The sequence below is a fragment of the Novosphingobium sediminis genome, assembly GCF_007991615.1.
GTDB classification, from domain to species: Bacteria; Pseudomonadota; Alphaproteobacteria; order Sphingomonadales; family Sphingomonadaceae; genus Novosphingobium; species Novosphingobium sediminis.
On record NZ_BJYR01000009.1, the window covers coordinates 38,206 to 60,546 of the forward strand.

General features: G+C 65.8%; 19 protein-coding genes. 8 read left to right on the plus strand and 11 right to left on the minus strand.

Features of this window, described 5'->3' with window-relative positions:
- Positions 1–37 precede the first annotated feature (37 nt).
- The 3 genes from NSE01_RS06375 to prfA all read right to left on the minus strand — a co-directional run bounded on the left by NSE01_RS06375 (position 38) and on the right by prfA (position 3,138).
- Positions 38–946: a DUF4167 domain-containing protein gene (locus tag NSE01_RS06375; protein ID WP_147158806.1), complete on the minus strand. Its 909-nt coding sequence runs from the start codon at positions 944–946 to the stop codon at positions 38–40.
- 285 nt (positions 947–1,231) lie between these two features.
- Positions 1,232–2,062 carry a peptide chain release factor N(5)-glutamine methyltransferase gene (prmC, locus tag NSE01_RS06380; protein ID WP_147158807.1) on the minus strand — a complete coding sequence of 277 codons (831 nt, stop codon included), beginning with the start codon at positions 2,060–2,062 and terminating at the stop codon, positions 1,232–1,234.
- Positions 2,063–2,067: 5 nt separating this feature from the next.
- Complete coding sequence (gene prfA / locus NSE01_RS06385; protein WP_147158808.1) at positions 2,068–3,138, minus strand: peptide chain release factor 1; 1,071 nt, start codon at positions 3,136–3,138, stop codon at positions 2,068–2,070.
- A 23-nt stretch (positions 3,139–3,161) separates the two neighbouring features.
- Here prfA and NSE01_RS06390 point away from each other — a divergent pair, with 23 nt between their 5' ends.
- Positions 3,162–3,542: a GIY-YIG nuclease family protein gene (locus NSE01_RS06390; RefSeq protein WP_147158809.1), complete on the plus strand. Its 381-nt coding sequence runs from the start codon at positions 3,162–3,164 to the stop codon at positions 3,540–3,542.
- Positions 3,543–3,583: 41 nt separating this feature from the next.
- On the opposite strand, the gene hisS is transcribed toward NSE01_RS06390, so the two are convergent.
- On the minus strand, positions 3,584–4,852 hold the full coding sequence (gene hisS, locus NSE01_RS06395) for a histidine--tRNA ligase (protein ID WP_147158810.1): 1,269 nt from the start codon (positions 4,850–4,852) through the stop codon (positions 3,584–3,586).
- A 118-nt stretch (positions 4,853–4,970) separates the two neighbouring features.
- On the opposite strand from hisS, the gene NSE01_RS06400 reads away from it, so the two are divergent.
- The 3 genes from NSE01_RS06400 to ppa all read left to right on the plus strand — a co-directional run bounded on the left by NSE01_RS06400 (position 4,971) and on the right by ppa (position 8,295).
- Positions 4,971–6,965, plus strand: a complete 1,995-nt coding sequence (locus tag NSE01_RS06400; protein ID WP_147158811.1) for a M61 family metallopeptidase — start codon at positions 4,971–4,973, stop codon at positions 6,963–6,965.
- A 1-nt stretch (position 6,966) separates the two neighbouring features.
- Positions 6,967–7,653 carry a DUF1345 domain-containing protein gene (locus NSE01_RS06405; RefSeq protein WP_147158812.1) on the plus strand — a complete coding sequence of 229 codons (687 nt, stop codon included), beginning with the start codon at positions 6,967–6,969 and terminating at the stop codon, positions 7,651–7,653.
- A gap of 108 nt (positions 7,654–7,761) precedes the next feature.
- On the plus strand, positions 7,762–8,295 hold the full coding sequence (gene ppa / locus NSE01_RS06410) for an inorganic diphosphatase (RefSeq protein WP_147158813.1): 534 nt from the start codon (positions 7,762–7,764) through the stop codon (positions 8,293–8,295).
- A 50-nt stretch (positions 8,296–8,345) separates the two neighbouring features.
- Here ppa and NSE01_RS06415 read toward each other — a convergent pair whose 3' ends face one another.
- On the minus strand, positions 8,346–9,692 hold the full coding sequence (locus NSE01_RS06415) for a TldD/PmbA family protein (RefSeq protein WP_147158814.1): 1,347 nt from the start codon (positions 9,690–9,692) through the stop codon (positions 8,346–8,348).
- Positions 9,693–9,760: 68 nt separating this feature from the next.
- Entirely contained in the window at positions 9,761–10,144 is a 384-nt protein-coding gene (locus NSE01_RS06420; protein ID WP_246135058.1) for a hypothetical protein, read from the minus strand.
- 186 nt (positions 10,145–10,330) lie between these two features.
- On the opposite strand from NSE01_RS06420, the gene lptB reads away from it, so the two are divergent.
- Together lptB and rpoN are read left to right on the plus strand one after the other, a co-directional pair.
- Entirely contained in the window at positions 10,331–11,098 is a 768-nt protein-coding gene (lptB, locus tag NSE01_RS06425) for an LPS export ABC transporter ATP-binding protein (RefSeq protein WP_147158815.1), read from the plus strand.
- 44 nt (positions 11,099–11,142) lie between these two features.
- The gene (rpoN, locus tag NSE01_RS06430) at positions 11,143–12,675 is read left to right on the plus strand and encodes an RNA polymerase factor sigma-54 (RefSeq protein ID WP_147158816.1); all 1,533 of its coding nucleotides are present in this window, start codon (positions 11,143–11,145) and stop codon (positions 12,673–12,675) included.
- A gap of 140 nt (positions 12,676–12,815) precedes the next feature.
- Here rpoN and NSE01_RS06435 read toward each other — a convergent pair whose 3' ends face one another.
- From NSE01_RS06435 to NSE01_RS06450, 4 genes are read right to left on the minus strand one after another with little or no spacing between them, the layout of a single operon-like run.
- Positions 12,816–13,664, minus strand: coding sequence for a phosphodiesterase (locus tag NSE01_RS06435; protein WP_147158817.1), 849 nt, complete (start codon positions 13,662–13,664; stop codon positions 12,816–12,818).
- Between the two features lie 24 nt (positions 13,665–13,688).
- The gene (locus NSE01_RS06440) at positions 13,689–15,572 is read right to left on the minus strand and encodes a cytochrome c3 family protein (protein WP_147158818.1); all 1,884 of its coding nucleotides are present in this window, start codon (positions 15,570–15,572) and stop codon (positions 13,689–13,691) included.
- An 8-nt stretch (positions 15,573–15,580) separates the two neighbouring features.
- Positions 15,581–16,501 carry a hypothetical protein gene (locus tag NSE01_RS06445; RefSeq protein ID WP_147158819.1) on the minus strand — a complete coding sequence of 307 codons (921 nt, stop codon included), beginning with the start codon at positions 16,499–16,501 and terminating at the stop codon, positions 15,581–15,583.
- Between the two features lie 3 nt (positions 16,502–16,504).
- On the minus strand, positions 16,505–19,033 hold the full coding sequence (locus NSE01_RS06450; protein WP_246135078.1) for a cyclic nucleotide-binding domain-containing protein: 2,529 nt from the start codon (positions 19,031–19,033) through the stop codon (positions 16,505–16,507).
- 309 nt (positions 19,034–19,342) lie between these two features.
- On the opposite strand from NSE01_RS06450, the gene NSE01_RS06455 reads away from it, so the two are divergent.
- Both NSE01_RS06455 and ctrA read left to right on the plus strand, forming a co-directional pair.
- The gene (locus tag NSE01_RS06455; RefSeq protein WP_147158821.1) at positions 19,343–20,380 is read left to right on the plus strand and encodes a tetratricopeptide repeat protein; all 1,038 of its coding nucleotides are present in this window, start codon (positions 19,343–19,345) and stop codon (positions 20,378–20,380) included.
- 263 nt (positions 20,381–20,643) lie between these two features.
- Entirely contained in the window at positions 20,644–21,345 is a 702-nt protein-coding gene (gene ctrA, locus NSE01_RS06460; RefSeq protein ID WP_147158822.1) for a response regulator transcription factor CtrA, read from the plus strand.
- An 84-nt stretch (positions 21,346–21,429) separates the two neighbouring features.
- Here the strand turns inward: ctrA and NSE01_RS06465 are convergent, their stop codons facing one another.
- Positions 21,430–22,272, minus strand: coding sequence for a helix-turn-helix domain-containing protein (locus tag NSE01_RS06465; protein WP_246135059.1), 843 nt, complete (start codon positions 22,270–22,272; stop codon positions 21,430–21,432).
- Positions 22,273–22,341: the final 69 nt, after the last annotated feature.

Here is a 22,341-nt window from a genome sequence, read left to right on the forward strand (position 1 = left end):
CGCGGCAGCCTCGTTCAGGCGCTGCGATTGGCCGCGATCAGCCTTCCGCCGCTTCCGGCAGCGGGTTCTTGCGCGGGCGGCCGCGGCGCTTGGGCGCCGGAGCCCCAGCGTCGGCTGCTTCGGCAGGCGCTGCGGTTGCTGGAGTTTCCTCCACCACTTCCGGTTCAGGCGCGGCGCGCACGCCGATGGCGGGCGGCAGGCTCATCGGATCAAGCGCGGCGACAGGAGCCTCTTCGGCCTCGCGGCGCGGACGACGCTCGGTGCGCGGACGCAATCCGCGCTGCGCCCGGCTATCGCGGACGAACGGATTCTCGCCGGTATCGCCGATCGGCTCGCCCTCGTCGGCGCGGACCATGGCCTCTGCCACGGGTGCCGCCTCGAAACGAGGGCGCTGGTTCTCACGCGGCTCACGGTTTTCGCGGTTCTCGCGCGGTTCGCGCTGCTCACGCGGTTCGCGGTATTCGCGGGGCTCCCGATTGTCGCGGGGCTCACGGTTCTCGCGCGGCTCGCGCCCTTCGCGCTGCTGGTTCTCACGCGGTTCGCGGCTCTCCTCCCGGCGGCCCTCTTCCCGGCGGCCCTCTTCCCGACGGCTCTGGGGGCGGTCGAAGGCGGGGAAATCGCTTTCCATCGAGAAGTCGGTGCCGTCGTCTTCACCTTCGCCCTCGTTCCAGCGCTCGCCATTGGGGCGCTGGCGCTGTTCGTCGACCCGCGTGCGGCTGTCGGCGATGACGCGGAAGTAGTGATCCGCAAACTGCAGATAGTATTCGGCCTGGACACGATCGCCATTCAGGTGCGCGTCCTGCGCCAGCTTACGATACTTTTCGAGCATCTGGGGGGCATTGCCCCGCGCGCGGCTGTCGATCCGGTTAAGCTGCTGGCCGCCACCCTGCGGGCGGTTGTTGTTCCCGCGACCGCGCCGGCGGTTGTTCCCACGATTGTTGTTCAAGTCAGGCACTTTCCTGTTTTGGTGCAACCTTGACCCCGTTCGTTTCAACGTGGGCCTGACGTGGCGCAACTCCTGGGTCCAGACTGCATGACCCCGCTGCCGCGCATCCTCCACCACGAATGCTGCCATTCGCGGTGTCCAGCATCTGCGCGCTGCCAGCCTGCCTTGCCGGCGATCGATGCAAATGGTGGAGTAAGCCGGGACGGGAAGCCTTCATCCGTCGCCCTGCCTGCGGCCCTGATTAGTGACGCACCGCCGCCTTGCCAAGCGAAATGTTTACCCAAATCACGCCATTTCGACGCAGCGAGGCCTTCCGGCGAGGTCAAAGTGGACCTTGGCGGCAAGTCCGGCATCCCGTGCGAGTGCCGAGACCGCATCGCCCTGCGCCGCGCCGATCTCGACCAGAGCGGTGCCGCCGGGGGCCAACAGGCCGGGCATGGCCGGGATCAGCAGGCGGTAATCGTCGAGGCCATCGGGTCCGGCGAAGAGCGCCTCGGCGGGCTCATGCGCGCGCACCGAAGGGGCCAGATCGGCGTCCGTTTCCACATAGGGCGGATTGGCGAGGATCAGGTCGAACCGGCCAAGCGCTTCCGTCCACCCGGGCCGGGTCCAGTCGCCAGCGATGATCCGGGCACGCGCCGCGAGGCCATTTGCGTTCGCGTTGCGGGTGGCGACTTCCCGCGCCGAGTCCGAACGCTCGAGGCCTATCCCCTCCGCTTCGGGCCACAGCGAAAGCGCCGCGATCAGCAGCGCGCCCGAACCGGTGCCGAGGTCGAGAATGCGCGCCGGTGGCCGGCCGTCGCGGGCTATCCGGGCTGCTTCGATCACCGTTTCGCTATCCCCGCGCGGGATCAGCACGGCTGGACTGACGACGAGATCGAGGCCGTAGAACGGCTGCGTGCCGAGAATGTAGGCAACCGGTTCGTGGTTCAGCCGCCGCTGCAGCAAGGCTTCAAACGGTGCCGGCACCTCGCCCTCGACCCGGCCCAGCAGAACGTCCGTCCGCGTGACGCCCAGCGCATGGGCCATCAGCAGTTCGGCATCGAGCCGCGCGGTGTCGCTGGTGGCGGAGAGCCGTTCCGCCGCCTCGCGCAGCGCGGCGCGGATGTCAGGCATCCGTTTCAGGCATCAAGCGCGGCGAGGCGCTTGACTTGATCTTCGGCAGCGAGCGCGTCGATCAGTTCGCCAAGGCCGGGGCCTTCGAGGATTTCGGGCAGGCGGTGCAGGGTCAGATTGATGCGGTGGTCGGTCACGCGGCCTTGCGGGAAATTGTAGGTGCGGATGCGTTCCGAGCGGTCGCCCGAGCCGACCATTGCCTTGCGCGCCTCAGCCTCCGCGCCCTGCGCTTCGTCGCGCATCTTCTCGTAAAGCCGCGCGCGCAGGACCTGCATCGCCTTGGCCTTGTTCTTGTGCTGGCTGCGCTCGTCCTGGCAGGTGACGACGATCCCGGAGGGCAGGTGCGTGATCCGCACCGCCGAATCCGTGGTGTTCACATGCTGGCCGCCCGCACCCGATGCGCGGTAGATATCGATCTTGAGGTCCTTGTCCTCGATCGCGACATCGACTTCATCCGGCTCTGGCAGCACGGCGACTGTGGCGGCGCTGGTGTGGATGCGCCCGCCGCTTTCGGTGACGGGCACGCGCTGCACGCGGTGGACGCCGCTTTCGTACTTGAGCCTAGCGAACACGCCTTGGCCCGCGACGTTGGCGACGACTTCCTTGAAGCCCCCGATCTCGTTCGCGTTGGCCGAGACCATCTCGACCCGCCAGCCCTGTTCGGCGGCGAAGCGCTCATACATCCGGTAGAGGTCTGCAGCGAACAGCGCGGCCTCGTCGCCGCCAGTACCGGCGCGGATTTCGAGCATGGCCGGACGGCTGTCGGCGGAATCGCGCGGCAGCATGGCGATGGCGAGCATGCGTTCGGCTTCGGGCAGTTCGCCGCGGAGGTGGGCGATTTCCTCCTCCGCCAGCGCGCGCATCTCGGGATCAGGATCGCTGCTGGCAGAAAGTGCCGCCAACTCGCTCCGCATCGTGCTGACATGCGCAGCAGCGCGGGCGACCGGTTCAAGCTCGGCGTAATCGCGGCTCGCGGCCACAAACGCCGGGCCTTCAAGCGTGCCCGAGGCGAGCCGCGCTTCGAGTTCGGCGAAGCGGGCGGCGATCTGGGCAAGGCGCTGGTCGCTTACTGACACGGCGCCCCCCCAAACACCCTGTCATGCTGAACTTGTTTCAGCATCCATCGTGCTTCATGCCCTGCGCCATGCCGACCGAGAAGAACCCTTGCGTCTATATCCTCGCCAGCGGGCACTACGGCACGACCTACATCGGCGTCACCTCCAACCTCATGAAGCGGCTCGGCCAGCACTGGCAAGGCGTGACGCGCGGCTTCACCTCGCGCTACGCCGTGTACCGGCTCGTCCATTTCGAGATGTTCGGCGATATGGAACGCGCGATTTCCCGCGAGAAACAGCTCAAGAACTGGCGCCGAGAGTGGAAGATCAATCTGATCAACGGCGTGAACCCGGAGTGGCGCGACCTTGCGGTGGGGCTTGGCTTTCCACCCCTCGCTCCGCGCGTGCGGAGAGATGGACCCTGAAACAAGTTCAGGGTGACGTACTAAAAGGACAAAGGCTGTGCTCACACGATAACTCGAACGTTCGAAAACAGATCTACTGCTTCGACCTCGCGCGCAAAGCCTTCGTCAAGAACGGCCAGCTTCTGGGTCTTGTCCCCATCCCGCAGGTCCAAGGTGATCAGCACGGCAGCCCCTGCTTTGCGCGCGCGGTCATAGCGCTTGCGAGGACTGCCCGAGACGTAAGCCTCAGCCGAAAAACCAGAGCGCCGATAATGTGCAACCAACGCAGCCGCTTCGATCTCCCGCTCGGCATGTTCTGCGACCACGATGACGTCTGCCTTCGCCTCGCCCTTATCGCCAACCAGCATCGCCAGCCGCTCGATCCCGGCGGCCCAGCCGACAGCCGGCGTGTGCGGCCCGCCCAGTGCCTCGATCAGCCCGTCATAACGCCCGCCGCCCAGCACGGTGCCCTGTGCGCCGAGCCGGTCGGTCACGAACTCGAACGCGGTGTGGCGGTAGTAGTCGAGGCCGCGCACCAGCGCCGGGGCGCGGGTCCAGGCGACGCCCACCGCATCCAGCCCGCCGGTGACCTTGGCGAAGAAGTCCTGCGCTTCGGCCGAAAGGAATGCGTCGATCATCGGCGCTTCCGCGGTGAACACCTTGTCGCGCGGGTCCTTGCTGTCGAGGATGCGCAGCGGGTTCTTTTCGAGGCGCTCCTGCGAGTCCTCTGAAAGCTCGCCCTTCACGGCACGAAAGTAGTCGATCAGTGCGGCGCGCCATGCTTCGCGGCTGGGGGCATCGCCGAGCGTGTTGAGTTGGAGCGTGACGCCGTCCGCAATGCCGAGTTCCTTGAGGATCTGGTCGGCCATCACCAGCAGTTCGACATCCGCCTGCGGCTCGCCCGCGCCGATGATTTCGGCGTCGATCTGATGGAACTGGCGGTAGCGGCCCTTCTGCGGGCGCTCATAGCGGAAGAGCGGCCCGTGGGTGGCGAGCTTCAAGGGCGCGTGCTGCTGCCAGCCGTTCGTCAGATAGGCGCGCGCGATGCCGGCGGTGAATTCGGGGCGGAGCGTCAGCGATTCGCCGCCGCGATCCTCGAAGCTGTACATTTCCTTGGAAACGACGTCGGTCGTCTCGCCCAGACTGCGGCTGAACACGGCGGTCTTTTCGAACACCGGCATTTCGGCGCGGCGGAAGCGGTAGAGCCGGCGCACGCGCTCGAAGGTCTCCACCACGAAGGCGAAGGCCTCGGCATCGGGGCCGAAGATATCCTGCGTGCCGCGGATGGCCTGCGGAGTCGTGGGGGCGGGCTTGTTCTTGTCGCTGCTCATGATTGCCCGCGCGATTAGCGGGAATGTCGGCGCGGGGAAAGGGTCTGCACCTTTGCACGCCCAGAGGCCGGAGAGGTGGTCGGTTGCAGTCGCGAACGCTTCACGCCATGAAGCACCGATGATCACTCCCAAGAAGCGCCCGATGCGCCCCGTCGCCCTGCTGACTTTCGCCGCAACCCTGCTTGCCACTGCCAGCCCGCTCTGGGCGCAGGTTCAGCCGCCGTCCAACAGCCGCCCGATGGCGGTGCCGATCGCGCAGACCATCCCCGATCCGCAAGATACGCCCTGGCCCGGCACGATCCAGCTGGCGATCGATGCCAGCGACACCACCACCGGCGCCTACCGGGTGACCGAGACGATCCCGCTGCCTGCGGGGCTTTCCAAGGTAACGCTGCTCTATCCGCGCTGGCTGCCCGGCAACCACGGCCCCGACGGCCCGCTCGCCGAACTCGTCGACGTGCGCTTCTTCGTGAATGGCCAGCCGCTGACCTGGACGCGCGATCCGGTCGACGTGAATGCTTTCCATGTCGACCTCCCCGCCGGTGCGAGTGAGGTGACGGCGAAGTTCATCCACACCTCGCCGCTGCGCGAAAGCGAGGGGCGCATCACGATGACGCGCGAGATGCTCAACCTGCAGTGGGAGAAGATGAGTCTCTATCCTGCGGGGCATTACGTGCGGCAGATCAAGGTGAAGCCCACAGTCACCGTCCCGACAAACTGGCAGGTGTTCACCGCGCTCGATGGCAAGTCCGCCAGCGGCAATGTCGTGACCTGGAGCGAGACCGACTACGAGACGCTGGTCGATTCGCCGATCTTTGCGGGCCTCTATGCAGATCGCCACGATCTCGGAAAGGGCGTCTACCTCGATATCGTGGCGGACAAGCCCGAGCTCCTGAAGATCGCGCCCGAGAACCTTGCGACCTATCGCAGCCTCGTGGATGAGGCGCTGCTGGCCTATGGGTCGAAGCACTTCGATCACTACGACCTGCTGCTCGCGCTGACCGACCGGATGGGCGGCATCGGCCTCGAGCACCATCGTTCGAGCGAGAACCAGTACGAGCCGCGCACGCTGGTGGACTGGGCTGCGGGCGATTGGGACCGCAATGTGATCGCGCACGAGTTCTCGCATTCCTGGGATGGCAAGTTCCGCCGCCCGGCCAAGCTGTGGACGCCGGACTACCGCGTGCCGATGCAGGACAACCTGCTGTGGGTCTACGAAGGGCAGAACCAGTTCTGGGGCCTTGTCCTCGCCGCGCGCTCGGGCACGCAGAGCAAGGATCAGGTGCTGGGCCAGTTCGCCAACTATGCCGGTTCGTTCACCCAGTATCCGGGGCGCGAATGGCGTTCGGTCGAGGATACCACGCACGATCCGATCATCGCCAACCGCAAGCCCAAGCCGTTCTCCTCGCTCGCGCGGAACGAGGAATACTACACCGAAGGCGCGCTGATCTGGCTCGAGGCGGAAGCGATCATCCGCGAGGGCACCGGCGGCAAGAAGGGCATGGACGACTTCGCCAAGGCCTTCTTCGGCGTGAAGGACGGCGATTGGGGCGTGCTGACCTATGACCTGCCTGACGTGATCCAGACGCTCAACGCCGTCTATCCCTATGATTGGGCCGGCTTCATCAAGACCCGCATCCAGACCCCGGGCCAGCCCTCGCCGCTCGGCGGGATCGAGCGCGGCGGCTACAAACTGGCGTGGAAGGAAGAGCCCAATCCGTATGACAAGGCGCGCATGGCGGCGGCGAAGTACATCTCGCTCAACCATTCGATCGGCCTTGCCATCGACAATGACGGCAAGATCACCGGCAGCCGCTGGGACAGCCCGGCGTTCAAGGCAGGGCTGGTGACGGGGATGCAGGTCATCTCGGTCAACGGAAAGACCTACGATCAGGAGGCGATCAAGGCCGCGATCACCGCCGCCAAGGGCACGAACGCGCCGATCGACCTCATCGTGAAGCGCGACGACGTGGTCCGTCCGATCCGGATCGAGTATCACGACGGTCTGCGCTGGCCCTGGCTGGAGCGCGCTGCTCCGGGCACGGCGCCCACCGGGCTCGACAAGCTGCTGGCGCCGCGCGCTCCGGCACTCAAGAAGCCGGCTGCGAAGTAAGGTGACAAGCGGCGGTGGGTCCAGCGAAGGCCGGGCCGGACTACGGTTCGGCCAGCGCTTTGCCCCCGCCCGCTTCGTGCTGTTCCTTGCGCTGCTGATCGCGGGCTCGGCGGCGCGCGGCTGGATAACCGGTTATGCCGATCTTGCCGATGCGCTGGTCGTCGGGTTCGATTTCGCGGTGACGGGCTTCCTGCTCTCGCTCCTCCCGCTGCTGCGCGAATGCGACATGGCCACGATGCGGCGGCACTCGGAGGAAAACGACGCCAACCGCACGGTGGTCCTCGCCGTCAGCACGCTCATCACGCTGGTGGTGATGGCAGCGATTGCGGGCGAATTGCCGGCTGCCAAGCATGGCGAACCCGGAGCCTTGCTGCGCCTGATCGCCACGCTGCTGTGCACATGGCTGTTCGCCAACGTGGTCTATGCCCTTCACTATGCCCACGAGTATTACCGCGCCGGGGCGGTTCCGGGTGAAGATGCGGGAGGCCTCGAATTCCCGGGCAGCGGGCATCCCGACTACCTCGACTTCGCCTATTTCTCGCTCACGCTAGGGATGACGTTCCAGACGTCCGATGTAGAGATTTCCTCCCGTGCGATTCGCCGCGTCGTTACCGCGCATTCGTTCGCTGCGTTCATTTTCAATATCGGGGTGATTGCCTTCACCATCAACGGGATTGGCGGAATCTAGCCACCGGACAGGCCGCGCGCCCTCACGTTCATGTTGCGACGCACAAAAGGCGACGCTAGAGAGCGGGCGCAAGGTTCACCGGCCCCTGCGGCCCAGCGAAAGCGTCCCATGAACATCGACATGATCCCCACCGGCGAGAATCCGCCCGAAACGCTCAACGTGATCATCGAGGTGCCCGTTGGCGGCGAGCCGGTGAAGTACGAGTTCGACAAGGCTTCGGGCGCGCTGTTCGTGGACCGCATCCTCCACACGCCGATGCGCTATCCCGCGAACTACGGCTTCGTGCCGCACACGCTCTCGCCCGATGGCGACCCGCTCGACGCGCTGGTGATCGCACGCTCGCCCTTCGTCCCCGGCGCGGTTGTCCGCGTGCGCCCGATTGCCGTGCTGAACCTCGAAGACGAGCATGGCGGCGACGAGAAGCTGATCTGCGTCCCCGACGACAAGACCTTCCCCTACTACCGCGACGTTGCCGAGAAGAGCGACCTGCCCGAGATCGTGCTCCAGCAGATCGAGCACTTCTTCACCCACTACAAGGATCTCGAAGCCGAGAAGTGGGTCCGCGTTGGCAAATGGGGCGGCGCCGAGGATGCCAAGCGCATCACGCTCGAAGCGATTGAGCGCGCGCAGGCCGCGAAGTAAGTTTCCCGACCCCGCTCACCTTGAGCGGGGCGGTTTCCTGAAGCGGGGGCTCAGTCCCCCGCGACGCTGAGACCGTCGATCCTGAGCGTCGGGACATCGATCCCGCGCCAGGTTTCGAGATCGTCTGCTGCCACCAGCCGCGCGAACATGTCGATCAGGTTCCCCGCCACGGTGAACTCGGCAATCGGACCGGCGATCTCGCCATTCACGATGCGAAAGCCCGAAGCACCGCGGCTGTAGTCGCCGGTCACGCCGTTGACGCCGTGTCCGATCAGTTCGGTAAGGTAGATGCCGTCCTTGATATCCGCGAGCAAGGCGGTGCAGCTGACCGCGCCCGGCTGGAGCACGAGATTGCCCGCCGTCACGTGCGGCGCGCCCGATCCCCCGCGTGAGGCATGGCCGGTAGGTGCCGCGCCGAGCTGGCGTGCTGCAGCCGAGTCCATCAGCCAACCGGTCAGGCGGCCGTTCTCGACGAGATTGCGCGTGCCCGTGGGCAGGCCTTCGCCATCGAACGGACGCGAGCGGGGGCCGCGCCGGCGCAGCGGGTCTTCGCTGATGGTGATCGCGGACTCGAAAATCTGCGCGCCATCCTTCTCCAGCAGGAAGCTGGCGCGGCGGGCGATGGCCGAGCCCGACATTGCGCCGAGCAGATGGCCGATCAGCGAACTGCCGACGCGCGGGTCGAATACGATCGGATAAGTCCCGCTCTTCACCCGGCCCGGATTGACGCGTGCGACGGTGCGTTCACCGGCCTCGCGGCCGATCTCGGCGGGCGAAGGCAGATCGGACGCGTGGCGCGCGCTGCGCCACGAATAATCGCGCTGCATGCCGCTGTCGGTGCCGGCAAGTACGCTGGCCGAGCGCCCGTGGCTGGTAGCGGCATAAGCCCCGCTGAAGCCGTGGCTGGTGGCGAGCGCAACGACGCCGCGCCCTGCGCTGGCGCTGCCGCCTTCGCTGTTGGTCACGCCAGGTACGGCGCGGGCTGCATCTTCGGCTTCCTCTGCCCAGCGCCGCAGCGTTTGCGGATCGGGCTCGTGATCGTCGACAAGATCGAGTTCCGGCGGAGCGCTGCGCATCAGCAGTTCCGCAGGCGCGAGGCCGGCAAACTTGTCGGCAGGGGCGGCGTGCGCCATGTCCACTGCACGGCTGGCCAGTTCGTCGAGCGCGCCATCGCCCAGATCGGTCGATCCGATCGAGGCTGATGCGCCGCCCACAAACACGCGCAGCCCGATATGTTCGGATTCGGACCGCTCGATATCCTCAAGCGCGCCGAGGCGGACGGAAACGGCTTCGGACGAATCGGCAATGTAGACGGCATCGCCGGCCTCGGCGCCGGCCTTGAGGGCGCGTTCGATCAGCGCGTGGCAGCGCTCCTGCGCCTCTTTGGGGGAAAGCATCGGGGAAGCAGGCCTTTCAGGGGGTAGACTTCAGGCTCTGCATATAGGCGCCGCGGCGCGGTGGGCAATCAGAACAGCGAAACGAGCAGCCGGAACACTGCGGCGAGCAGGAACGGCAGCCCAATCGCAACCGACCAGGTGGCCAGCTGATCGCGGCGGAAATCGCTGCGCAGCGCGGGATCCGAGGCTTCAAGATCGCTCAGCGCTTCCCAGCGTCGTTCGAAATGGCGGAACATCGGGATGACGCCGGCAACCAGCACCACCAGCGCAATCATCGGCAGCATCGAGCCGGCCGAGCCTTCGAGCGTGCGCAAGGTCACGAAGATCTGGAGGCTGGTGTAGACAAGCAGGCTGTAGGCAACCGTGTCGCTCATCCGCTTGCGCCAATCGAGCGCATGGCCCGGCAGTGCCCTGCCTTCGCTACCCATACCCGCGGCAATTCCCTTGCGCATTGGTGGTGCCCCTGTCTTGTCCCTCTCCACGGCGAATAGAACACGCATTTGGTAATGTTTCAAGCGCTGCAATATTACGCGGGGCGTGCCGCGCTGCATCCTGCCGCCAGACATGCATAAATCCTGCCAAAGGCGCTCAGACAGGCTTTGCCCGCGCCGCGGACCGGGCTATGGACCAAGTCGATTATGGAAGAGACGACCGCCACAGCGACCAATCATGCCGCCCTGGCGCAGGGCGGGCTTGAAGTGGTCTCGATCGCCAAGAGCTACGACAAGCGGGCGGTGCTGACCGACATCTCGCTGTCGGTCGGCAAGGGTGAAGTACTGGGGCTGCTCGGCCCCAACGGCGCGGGCAAGACCACCTGCTTCTATTCGATCATGGGGCTGGTGCGGCCGGATTCGGGCCGCATCCTGCTCGACGGGGTCGATATCACCCGCCTCCCGATGTATCGCCGCGCGATCCTCGGCCTCGGCTATCTTCCGCAGGAAACCTCGATCTTTCGCGGCATGACGGTCGAGCAGAACATCATGACGGTGCTCGAACTGGTCGAACCCGACAAGGAGACCCGCGCGGCGGGGCTTGACCGGCTGCTCGACGAATTCGGCCTCACCCGCCTGCGCACCTCGCCCGCGATGGCGCTTTCCGGCGGTGAGCGGCGGCGCTGCGAAATTGCCCGCGCACTGGCAGCCAATCCGTCGATCATCCTGCTCGACGAACCCTTTGCGGGCATCGATCCGCTTTCCATCAGCGACATCCGCCACTTGGTGATCGATCTCAAGAATCGCGGAATCGGCGTGCTCATCACCGATCACAACGTGCGCGAGACGCTCGATATCGTCGACCGTGCCTGCATCATCTATGGCGGGCAGGTGCTGTTTGCCGGCAGTCCGGAAGCGCTGGTTGCCGATCCCAATGTGCGGCGGCTCTATCTCGGTGAGGGCTTCACCCTGTGATGGCCGTGGGCGCGATGCTTCCCGAGACGGGAGGATAGCGGATCATGGCGCTGGGTCCACGGCTCGACCTCCGCCAGAGCCAATCCCTCGTCATGACCCCGCAGCTCCAGCAGGCAATCAAGCTGCTGGCGTTGTCGAACCTCGAGATCGAGGCGTTCATTGGCGACGCGCTGGATGCCAACCCGCTGCTCGAGCTGGGCGAAGCTGCGCCCGATGGCGGCCTTGATCCGGCGTTCGAGGGCGAGCCGGATGGCCTGCGCCGCACGACGCTCGAATCCTCGCCGGTGGACCAGCTCGTCAGCGAAGGCCGCGCGGCGGATGACCGGCCGCTCGATATCGACGCCAGCGCGCTCGACCGGGACCGCGACACCGGGGACGGCGCGCGCAGCGACTTTACCGATAGCCTCGGCGATTTCGGCGCGGGCGGCAGCGCCGGGGGCGAAGCGCCTGACATCAACGAGCGCGGCGGAGCCAGCGAGACACTGGCCGAACATCTCCATGCCCAGATCGGCGCGGTGACGTCGGACACGGTACAGCTGTTTGCCGCGCGCTGGCTGATCGACCACATCGACGAGGCGGGCTACCTCACCACCACGCTGGAGGAGGCGCGCGAGGCGCTCGGCCTGCCGCTGGCCGCGATGCAATCCGCGCTTGCTCTTGTGCAGTCCCTCGATCCCACGGGCGTCGGGGCGCGGAACCTGTCGGAATGCATCGCGCTACAGGCCCGCGAAGCGGACCGCTACGACCCCTGCATGGCGCGGCTGATCGACAATTTCGACCTCCTCGCGCGCGGCGAGATCGCGCGGCTGAAGCGCCTCTGCCAGGTCGATGACGAGGACTTCGCCGACATGCTGCGCGAACTGCGCAGCTATGATCCCAAGCCCGGCCTGCGTTTCGGCAGCGGTCCGGCCGAGGCGGTGGTGCCCGATATTCTCGTGCAGGCCGTGGTCGGTGATGACGGCGCGCCGGGCTGGGATATCGCACTCAATCCAGCGACCTTGCCGCGCCTCGTGGTCAACCGGCGCTATTATGTGGAGATGCGCCATGCCTGCGTGGCGAAGGACGCCAAGGCGTGGCTCGGCGAGCGGTTGGCCGATGCCAACTGGCTACTGAAAGCGCTCGACCAGCGGCAGAAGACGATCCTCAAGGTGGCGGCGGAAATCGTGAAGCAGCAGGAAGGCTTCTTCCGGCTCGGCGTGGCGCACCTGAAGCCGCTGACGCTGCGCACGGTGGCCGAGGCGATCTCGATGCACGAATCGACCGTGAGCCGCGTCACGTCCAACAAGTACCTCCACTGCGCGCGGGGGACATTCGAGCTGAAGTACTTCTTCACCTCGGGCGTGGCCTCTGCGGACGGCGATGGCGCGGTTTCGGCCGAGGCGGTGAAGGCGGCAATCCGCCAGTTGATCGATGCGGAGGACCCCAAGGCGGTCCTTTCGGACGACACCCTCGTCGACCTGCTGAAGGCGCGCGGTTTCGATCTGGCGCGGCGGACGGTGGCGAAATACCGCGAGGCGATCGGGCTGGGGAGTTCGGTGCAGCGCAGGCGGCAGAAGGCGCTCGCGGGGGTTCGTTAGTCGCGCGGACCTGAACCGCACATAGCCCCACAACCGCTCATGCTGAGCTTGTCGAAGCATCGGTCACTACGGTCGCGCCAGCACCCTTCGACAAGCTCAGGGTGAACGGGTCGGGGTGGGCCTTGGTGGTTGCCCGTCCCTCAGCCCGGCCGTTCCGCCAGCATGTGCTGGATCATGCCCTGCAGGTTGGCGTCATAGCGGGCGAGCACGGTGTGATCCTCGGCGGTCTGCCAGTGGGTGACGAGTTCGCGCCCGTTGAACCAGTGCAGCGCATAAGCCGGCGGATCGGCGACGATCAGCGGGCGCTGGTCGGGCACATCGGGATCGATAGGCCGCAGATCCAGCGCCACCTGCGGCGCGGTCGAGGGGCAGGTCGCGACGACGAGGTCTTCCCAATGCGTGGTCACCGCGCGGTGGATGTGGCCGCAGACAAGGCCGATCACATTGGTCCGCCCGCGCAGGCATTCCGCCAGCCGCATCGTCCACGGCTCGGCGGGATCGGTGTTCATCCAGGCGATGCCCACTTCTATCGGCGGGTGGTGCTGGACGATCAGCGTCCGGCGCTCCGGCTTGGCATCGAGCTCGGCCGTGAGCCACGCCGCACGCTCTTCGCAGAAGGCGCCGCCGTGGCGGCCTTCCTCAAGGGTATCGAGCACGAGCAGGCGCATGGCCGGCGTCTCGATGGCGTATTGCAGGAAGCCGCTGTTGAACTGCGCCTCGGGAAACACGGCGGCGAAGTTGGCGCGCTCGTCGTGGTTGCCGAGCGCGTAGTAGACCGGAAACGGCAGGCCGGAGAGCGCTTCGCTCAATCGTTCGTAACTGCCGCGATCCCCGCGGTCGATGAGGTCTCCGGTGGCGAGCAGCATGTCGGGCTGCGGAATCATGGTCCGCAACTCCGCCACCACCCGGTCAAGCCGCTGGCGGTTGAACTCGCCGGGGCTGTCGGGTTCGAAGCCCAAGTGGATATCGGTGATCTGCGCGATCAGCATCCGGCGTTCCCAGTTCTTCCGGCGCTATCGCAGGGTGGGCGGATGGCGAGGGCGGTCCCATGCTGCAGTGAGCAGGGCTGGTCCCTTGCGCTTGTCGGCCGGCTTCCACGGTGCGCCGTTGTCCATGTGGTATTCGTGGCACATCGCGCAGCCGGATGCGACCGGTTCCTTCACGTGCGCACTGGCAAGTTTCGCTCCGCCTTCGCCGACGTGGCACGAACGGCATCCGCCTTGGCCGTCGATCCCGGGAACAAGCACGGCATTGGCATCGTTCGAGGTGTTCGCCTTCATGTGGCAAGTCACGCATTCAGACTTGCGGTGGTCCTTATGATCGAACCAGCCCTTGTTGTAGTAGCGCCCGTTCTGCGCGACCTTCTGCACTGTGAAGCCCGCCGTCGCAGCGCTGCCACCCCGCCCGATGGTATGGCAATCGTAGCACATGCCGCCCTTGCTGAAGACCTGCGCCACCGCCTCGTCGGCCTGCATCGGATAGAAATGAACCGCGCGGGCATAGTCCGCTGCCGTCGACTGCTGTGCTGCGGCACCCGGAATGCGCCGCGCCATGCCCGAGAGGCTCGTCGGACGCGGCGGCATCCCGCCCCGGAACGCCGCGCGCAGATCGGCGACCACCTGCTCCGGCTGGCCATGCCGCAAGGTGCGGAACGTGCCGCCGATCTCGTCGAAGGTGAGCGAGTGGCAGGACTGGCAGGCTTTCTCCATCTCGACCGGCTTGAACCGCGCCCCGCCGCTGTCCGTCTGGTGGCAGTCCTTGCAGCTCAGCGAATCGCTGGCGGCAAACTCGCCCGGACGGCGGTGCACCATCTGCGCGATGCCGTTGGTCTTGGAGAGGTGCTGGGCGTGGGTGAACTTGAGCCCGGTGTTTTCCTTCATCCCGTCCTGCCACACGGCGCGCTGGAACATGGGTTTGCCGTCCCCGCCGATCCCGGCCACGAGCATGGGCCGGAACTGGGGATGGGCCGTCCCGAAATCGGCGGCATCGGCGATCTTCGTGTCTGGCAAGCGCGTCTTCAATCCATCGTGGCAGGTGGTGCAGAACTGCTGCTGGGTGGCAGGCATAGCACCCGCGCCCTCATGCTCGGTGTGACAATCGACACACCTGCCGGCCGGTTTGTTGAAAGCGCTCGCCACCGCGCGCTGGAACCCGGCGAACCCGGTCGGCTCGCCGCGCGCCTTCAGCAGCCGCGCGCCATCGGCGATGTGTTGGTGCGCGTCCTGCGTGTGGCAGGTCATGCAGGCATTATCGCGCACTGCAACGAAGGCTTTCACGTGGCAGGCCTGGCAATCGCCATTGAGGTTCTTGTGCGCGAGGCTGAGAGTGCCAGAGGACCAAGCGGTGTCGCCGTGAATGCCGGCAGGCCGCCGCGCATCCTTGTGCAGCGCGAGCGGTTGGTATGTCGCCCAAGACCAGATCGGCACCGCGAGGAACGCCAGCAGCATCAGCGCGGCAAAGCCCCATGCGGAGAGCCGCTTGCCCGGCAGCAGCTTCTGCAGCGTATAGGCACTGCCGATGTCGATGGCCTCGGCGCTTTCCGAAACGGCCTCGACCCGGCGCACGGTGAAAGCGGGGAGGCCGCTTTCCGCCTCGCGCGCCAGCGTGATGCGGTGGCCGCCGAAGGCGAGTTCGGCGCCGGTCGTGATTTCCAGCTCGCTCGAAGTGGTCGAGCGGCCATTGACGGTGAACGGCTGCTCGCCGATCGATTCGATCAGCAGGGTATCGGCATCAAGCGCGCTGATCCGCGCGTGGCGGGGATCTACGGCAAGGTCGGGCAGGTGAATGCCCGAAGACCCGTCGCGGCCGATGACGAGAACCGGCTCCTCGACGACCGTGCGGCGGACGATCTCCTCCCCGCTGGACTTGAGCGCGATCTGGCGGACGACAAAGCTCATGGGCGCGCTCACCAGTAGAAGAAGACGCTGACGATATGCGCGGATAGCGCGGCGATCAGCGCGAAAGTCATGGGGACATGGACATAGAGCCAGGCTTGCAGCCAGCCCTTGATCCTGAGGTGGCGGCGCAAGCGCGCGAGCATGGCTTCCTTGCGGGTGAGCAGCGCATCAACCTTGTCCAGAGGATCATCGGCAATGCGCGGCCGGTGCGCGCGCAGGCGCCTCAGTTCGCTCGCCGCCTCGCGCGTGGCATCGCCGGGGTAGCGCCCGGTGAGGCGGTTGATGATCGAGCCGGTGAACGGGTCTTGCTCGAGGCTGCGGTCAACCAACACCGCGCATTCGCGGTCAAGCGGCTGGGCGGCATCATGCAGCTGGCGGTCGAGCGAGCGCAACGCTTCCACCATCTGTTTCTCGGTGATCGCGCCTTCCGCGTCATAGCGGTTGGCAGAGAGCGCGCGGGGCAGGGTGGCGTAGGCGGTGACGCCGAAGATGCCGGAGATGATCACGATCATCATCAGCGCCCAGGCGAGCGTGTGGACGTTCCATCCGAAGGCGAAGCCCGAATGGAGCGTGCCGATCACGATCAGCAGCACGCCCAGCCAGACATGCGCGGACGTCCAGGCCTTCAGGGACCAGCGCCCCGGCGTGATCGCGCGTTTGCGCATGCCGAGCGCAGTAAGCCAGAGGATCAGCAGCGCGCCCACGGTGCCCAGCGTGTAGCCCAGCCAGCTCGAGCCGAAGTGGTGCGGTGGCAGCGGCACGAAAATGTAGAGCACGGTGAGCGCCAGCGCGAGCGCGGCCGAAATCTTGATCCACTTGCCGTTCTTGTGGACGAGGAACCCCTCGTGCGTGCTCTGGCGTTCGCGCGTTGCGCCGGTGCGGCGCTTCGCGGGTGCAGGGGCCGGAGTTTGGGCGGGTGTGGTCGCCATGGCTCAGGCCCCTTCGTTTTCGAGGCGGGCGACGGTCAGGAACTCGTCGGGCGAGACGCGGATGGCCGCGCCCGTCGGGCAGGCTCGCACGCAGCTTGGCCCGCCTTCGATCCCGGCGCACATGTCGCACTTGATCGCCTTCTTGCGGTCGAGCTTGTCGTCCTGCACCGGATCGCCGGTGTACTTGGTGTTTTTCTTCGACCACTTGTAGGGCGGCTCGCCCGGCCCCGGCCCGCTGCCGAAGAATAGCCATGAGAGCAGCGACGGCTTCTTGGGCGGCACCTTGTCCATGCGGATCACGCCATAGGGGCAATTGCGCTGGCAATTGCCGCAGCCGATGCAGGTGTCGTTGATGAAGACCTCGCCATCCGGCCCGCGGTGGATCGCGTTGGGCGGGCAATCGGCCATGCAGTGCGGGTGCTCGCAGTGGCGGCACGAGGTAGGCACGTGGAGATGCGCGAAGCTCTTGCCCGCCTCACGGTCCAGCCTTGAAAGCCCGTCATGGCTATCGGCGCAGGCCTTCTCGCAGTTGTCGCAGCCCACGCAGAGCCGCTCGTCGATAAGGAGGACGTCGGTGGCCTCGCCAAGGCCCTGCGAAACGAGGAACTTGGCCTGCTCCGAATAGAGATCGACGACGCCGGAGAAGCCGTCCTTCTTCGATTCGACGAAAGCATTGGTCGCGCGCCGCGCTTCCATGTCCTTGCGTGCGCGTTCGAGCAGCGCGGGCTTGGCGGCGAGCACGCGCGCGAAGGCCTCGCCGTCGATCTTGATGACCTCGCTCTTGATCGCCGCGCGCACGGTGGCGGTGCGCTGCCCGCCATCGATCAGCGCCATTTCGCCGACATAGGAACCCGCCGGCAGGTAGGAGAGGAACACCGGCTTTCCGCCGACGACCTTCTCCACGATCATTGAGCCGACGCGGATGACGAACACGTCCTTGTCGTCCGCGCCTTCGGTAATGATCGCATCGCCCGCGCGGACGGACATGATCTTGGCGGTTTCGACCACCTCGCGCACATCGTCCGGTGTCAGGCCCGAACCGAACATCTGCAGCAATTGCCGCTCGGTCGAGATGCGCTCGATCGTCCGGCGAGCGCTGGGCACCTGGCTCTGCAGCTTGAGCGCGGCGTTGCGGCTGATCTCGACACAGATGCAATCGCTCGCCGCCACAACAGTCGCGCCGCGCCGCCGCCCGGAAATCAGGCCGACTTCGCCGAAGATCGAACCCTTCTCGATGCTCACGACCTTGCTCGGGTCGTTCGGATCGATCCGAACGTGAACCGAGCCATCGGCGATGGCAAAGAGTGAAGAGCCGGGATCATTCTTCTCGAAGATCGTCTCACCCGCCTTGTAGAATCGAGCATCGGAATCGAGCATGAACTCGCGCAGCTGCAGTGTGGTCATGCCATTTAGGATGGCGATGTTGGTGCGCAGCAGTTCGAGCCATTCGGCCACGCTGCGCCTGCCGGGCAGACCGGCGAACTTGGCTTCGAGCAGCGGCTCGTCCGCCGGCTTGAGGTCCGCATTGCCGTTGATGAACTCGATGACGTCGTAGCCCTGGTTCATGCAGTGCTTGATGAGCGGATAGCCCGCCAGTGCGCCGATGACGAAAATGCCCGGCGCGGTCGATTCGAACTGCGGCGAAAGCGTCGGGAAGGCGAGGCGGTCGTTCGACGCAAATTCGATGCCGCAGCCTTCGACGAAGCCGCGCGGCGGGGCCGAGCCGATGCGCGCGATGATCCGGTCGCAGCGGATCCGCTCCTCGCCGTCGCGCGTGTTCAGCGTGATCCAGCCGGGTTCGACCGACTTCGTCTCTGTCTCGTAGCGAATGGTGAGCTTGCCCGCCGCATCGTCCTCCACCAGCGCCTTGGCGTTGGGTTCCTTGGCGGTCGCGAAACTCTCGCGCACGTTGGCGGACTTCGGCGAGCGGTTGAGGATCGTGACGACGTTGCCCTGCGCCGCGTCCTCGGCAAGCCCGCGCGCGTTCTCGATCCCGGCGTCGCCGGTGCCGACCACTACGATGTGCTGATCGAGCACGGCATAGGGATCATCGAGCTGGTAGGTCACGTGGGGCAAGTCGCCGCCGGGGCAGCGCATCAGGTTCGGGTTGCCCTGCGTGCCGATGGCGAGCACCACCGCCTCGGCCATCACGACTTCGCCCGAGGTCAGCGTGATCGCATAGGGCGGGGCAAAGCGCTGTACTTCGGTCGTGGTGGTGGAGCCATCGCGCGCGCGGGTGACGATCTTCTGGACCGATCCTTCGATGGTGGGGCCGGTGCCTTTGATCGATTTGACCTCGGCATTGTATTTCACATTGACGCCGAGTTCTTCGGTGCGCTTGTTCCAACGGCCGAGGATATCCTCGCGCTTGCCGGCATCGAATTCCTGATCTGAGCGCAGCACGAGTTGTGACGGCGTTGCCATCACATGCTTGCCCTTCTGGTACTTGTATATCGTATCGGAAAGATGGTCTGTCTTTTCGAGCAGGACGTGCGGCAACCGCAGTTGCGCTGCCCGGCTCGCCGCGCTCATCCCCGCGGGACCCGAACCGATGATCGCAACCTTGTAGACTTCGCTCACCGGTGCACGCCCCCCGCGATGCCTGGCACGGGCCCTTGTTGGCAGGCCCTGTGCCTTGTTCTTCCGATTTGCGCCCCGTTTGCGCAGGAGTTTAGCCGAAGCGCTGCGCTTTGCCAGTCGCAATTTGGCGGCACACGGCCTGCACCCCGTACCGCTTTGGTGCGCGGTGAATGGATGCCGCGCCGCTTGCATGGTGCCGGGGGCAGAGGATATGCCCGGCATCAGGGGCAGCGCCGATCACGGCGCACAAGGGAGCATGTGATGACCGAGGCCGATTCTACGCCGACCCCCGATCCAGCCCGCTCGTCCGCTCCAGCAGCTTCCCCCTCCAAAGCATCGACCGGCCGCGGTGGCCGTCTGGTCCTCGTGTTTGCCGCGGTCGTGGCGCTTACCGCAGGTGCCGTGGCCGTCTGGCGCGGTCAGCGCGATGCCGAGATCATCGCCCGCCCGCCCGCTCCCACGGAAAGCCAGGCCCCTTCGGTCGATGATGTGATCACCCGGCTCGAAGCCCGGCTCAAGGCCAAGCCCGATGATGCCGAGGGTTGGCGCATGCTCGGCTGGTCCTATTTCCAGACGGAGCGCTACGCCGAAGCGGCGACCGCGCTCAAGCAAGCGACCAAGCTCGATGACACGCATGCCGAGACTTATTCGTTCCTCGGCGAATCGCTTGTGCTGGCGAGCAAGACCGAAGGCAAGATCCCGGCAGACGCGCAGGCGGCCTTCAGCAAGGCGCTGAAGCTCGATCCCAAGGATGCGCGGGCGCGCTATTTCCGCGCCGTGGCGATGGATCTTGGCGGCCAGCACCGCAAGGCAATCGATGCGTGGTTCGCGCTGCTCAAGGATACGCCGTCCGACGCGCCCTATGCCGAGGACATCCGCGCGGTCATCAAGAGCGTGGGGGACCGCTACAAGATCCCCTACGAAGAGCGGCTCGCGGCCGCCCAGTTCGCCGCTCCCACCAGCGGCATGGCAACAAATGGCGCTGCGGTAGCCTCCGGCGCGATCCCCGGGCCGTCTTCCGCCGAAATCAAGGCCGCGTCTTCGCTGCCCAAGGGCCAGCAGGAAGCGATGATCCGCGGCATGGTCGATGGGCTGGAGGCCAAGCTGGCGAAGAATCCGGGCAATGCCGATGGCTGGATCATGCTGATGCGCAGCCGCATGCAGTTGGGCGAGCCAGCCAAGGCGGCCAAGGCGCTCGAAGGCGGGCTCGCGGCCTTCCGCAACGATCTCGCTGCTACGCGCAAGCTGCGCGAAGCGGCCAGCGCGGTGGGGGTGCCGGGCGCAGCTTCCAGTCGATAAGGCGCCACTTCTTAAAAAAGGTTTCGACCGATGCTACGCGCCGCCGCGCGATGGTTGCGCCAGATCAAGGCTCTTAACTATTGACAGAAAATGGGAATTTACCCCTCTAGGGGTGTCTCGCAGATAAGCGATATCCGAAGGGTGCCGGGCTGTTCGCTTACGATAAATTAACCTTTCATGTTCATTGGTCATATGGTTAATGACGGCGAAGGCCCCGAGTTGGGGTCCAAGCCATCGGGGAATGGCAATAAGGGGCTGATCCAATGCGCGTGCTGCTGATCGAGGACGAGCCGACCACGGCCAAGGCGATTGAGCTTATGCTCACGACCGAAGGCTTCAATGTCTATGCTACCGATCTTGGCGAAGAAGGCCTCGATCTCGGCAAGCTGTATGATTACGACATCATCCTGCTCGACCTCAACCTGCCCGACATGCATGGCTACGACGTGCTCAAGAAGCTGCGCGTCGCCAAGGTGCAGACCCCGGTGCTGATCCTTTCCGGCATTGCCGAGATGGATTCGAAGGTCCGCTCGTTCGGCTTCGGCGCCGATGATTATGTCACCAAGCCGTTCCACCGCGAGGAACTGATCGCCCGCATCCACGCCGTGGTGCGCCGCTCGAAGGGTCACTCGCAGTCGGTCATCCGCACCGGCAAGCTTTCAGTCAATCTCGATGCCAAGACGGTCGAGGTCGACAGCGCCCGTGTCCACCTGACGGGCAAGGAATACGCGATGCTCGAGCTGCTTTCGCTGCGCAAGGGCACCACGCTGACCAAGGAAATGTTCCTGAACCACCTCTACGGCGGCATGGACGAACCCGAGCTCAAGATCATCGACGTGTTCATCTGCAAGCTCCGCAAGAAGCTGGCTCATGCCTGCGATGGTGAAAACTACATCGAGACGGTCTGGGGCCGTGGCTACGTGCTGCGCGATCCTGACGACAAGATGGACGTCGAAGCGGCCTGATTCGGCCGCAAATCCCCCCGGCTTGACCTCTGTGCGCAGCGGCCCGTCAGCAATGGCGGGCCGCTTGCGTTTGGGGGCAGCCGATCAGCCGATGCGGCGGAAGGTGTTGGTTTCCAGCTTGGGCATGCTGCTGCCGGCCCAGATGATCGTCTCGGTCATCGACTTGCGGTCGCGCGAGACGGTGTAGACCCGCGTTGAGACCGGTGCGCCGTCCTTGCCCAGCGTCATCACCAGCGTTCCCGGCGCGGGCTGGCGGAGCGAGCCGCTGTCGATGAAGCCCATGTTGCCGCTGACCGGCACCGGCGCCGCATCAAGCGCCGCAGTCGATTCCGCATGGAGCGTTCCGCCATCCGGATTCACGATCTCGACATGGGTGGTCCAGCGCTGATCGGGCGCGACGCTGAAGCTGATGGTGACGGCGCGGGGCCGTTCCTCGGCAGGTACGCCGGCGGTATCGAGTGCCCAGCGGCCAACCAGCGGCGAGGTGCGGGCGGCTGCGGCCGTCTGCGCGGTGTGCGGACGGGCTGCATTGAAGGGCGCGTCGGCCGCCATCAGCAGCGATCCAGCGGCGATGAGAGGCATGGCGATAAGCATGGCAATCGTTCCTTTCGGTCCTGGCAGCCCACGGCTTGCGGGCTGGACCGATCCCTCTGCCGGGAGCGATGTCATTGCCAGATCAGGATTCTTGTCCCAGATTTTCTGGGCCACCAACTGCCGGGCGAGTTCGCGGCTGCTGCCAACCCCGGTCTTGCGCCGCGCATCGCGCAGGCGTTCGTTGATCGATGCTTCGGTGCGATCAAGCTGTGCAGCGATCGATTTGATGGTGTGCCCCTCGGCCAGCAGCCGCAGCACTTCCAGCTCGCGCACGCTGAGCGCGTCCGCAAGCGAACTGGTATCCCGCGAAGGTGCACTGGTCAGACGTTCCATGGCCGACATGGCGAGCGAATCACCACAAGGGCTGCCGGGCGTCCATCCCAATTTTCTTGTCTGGCGCGT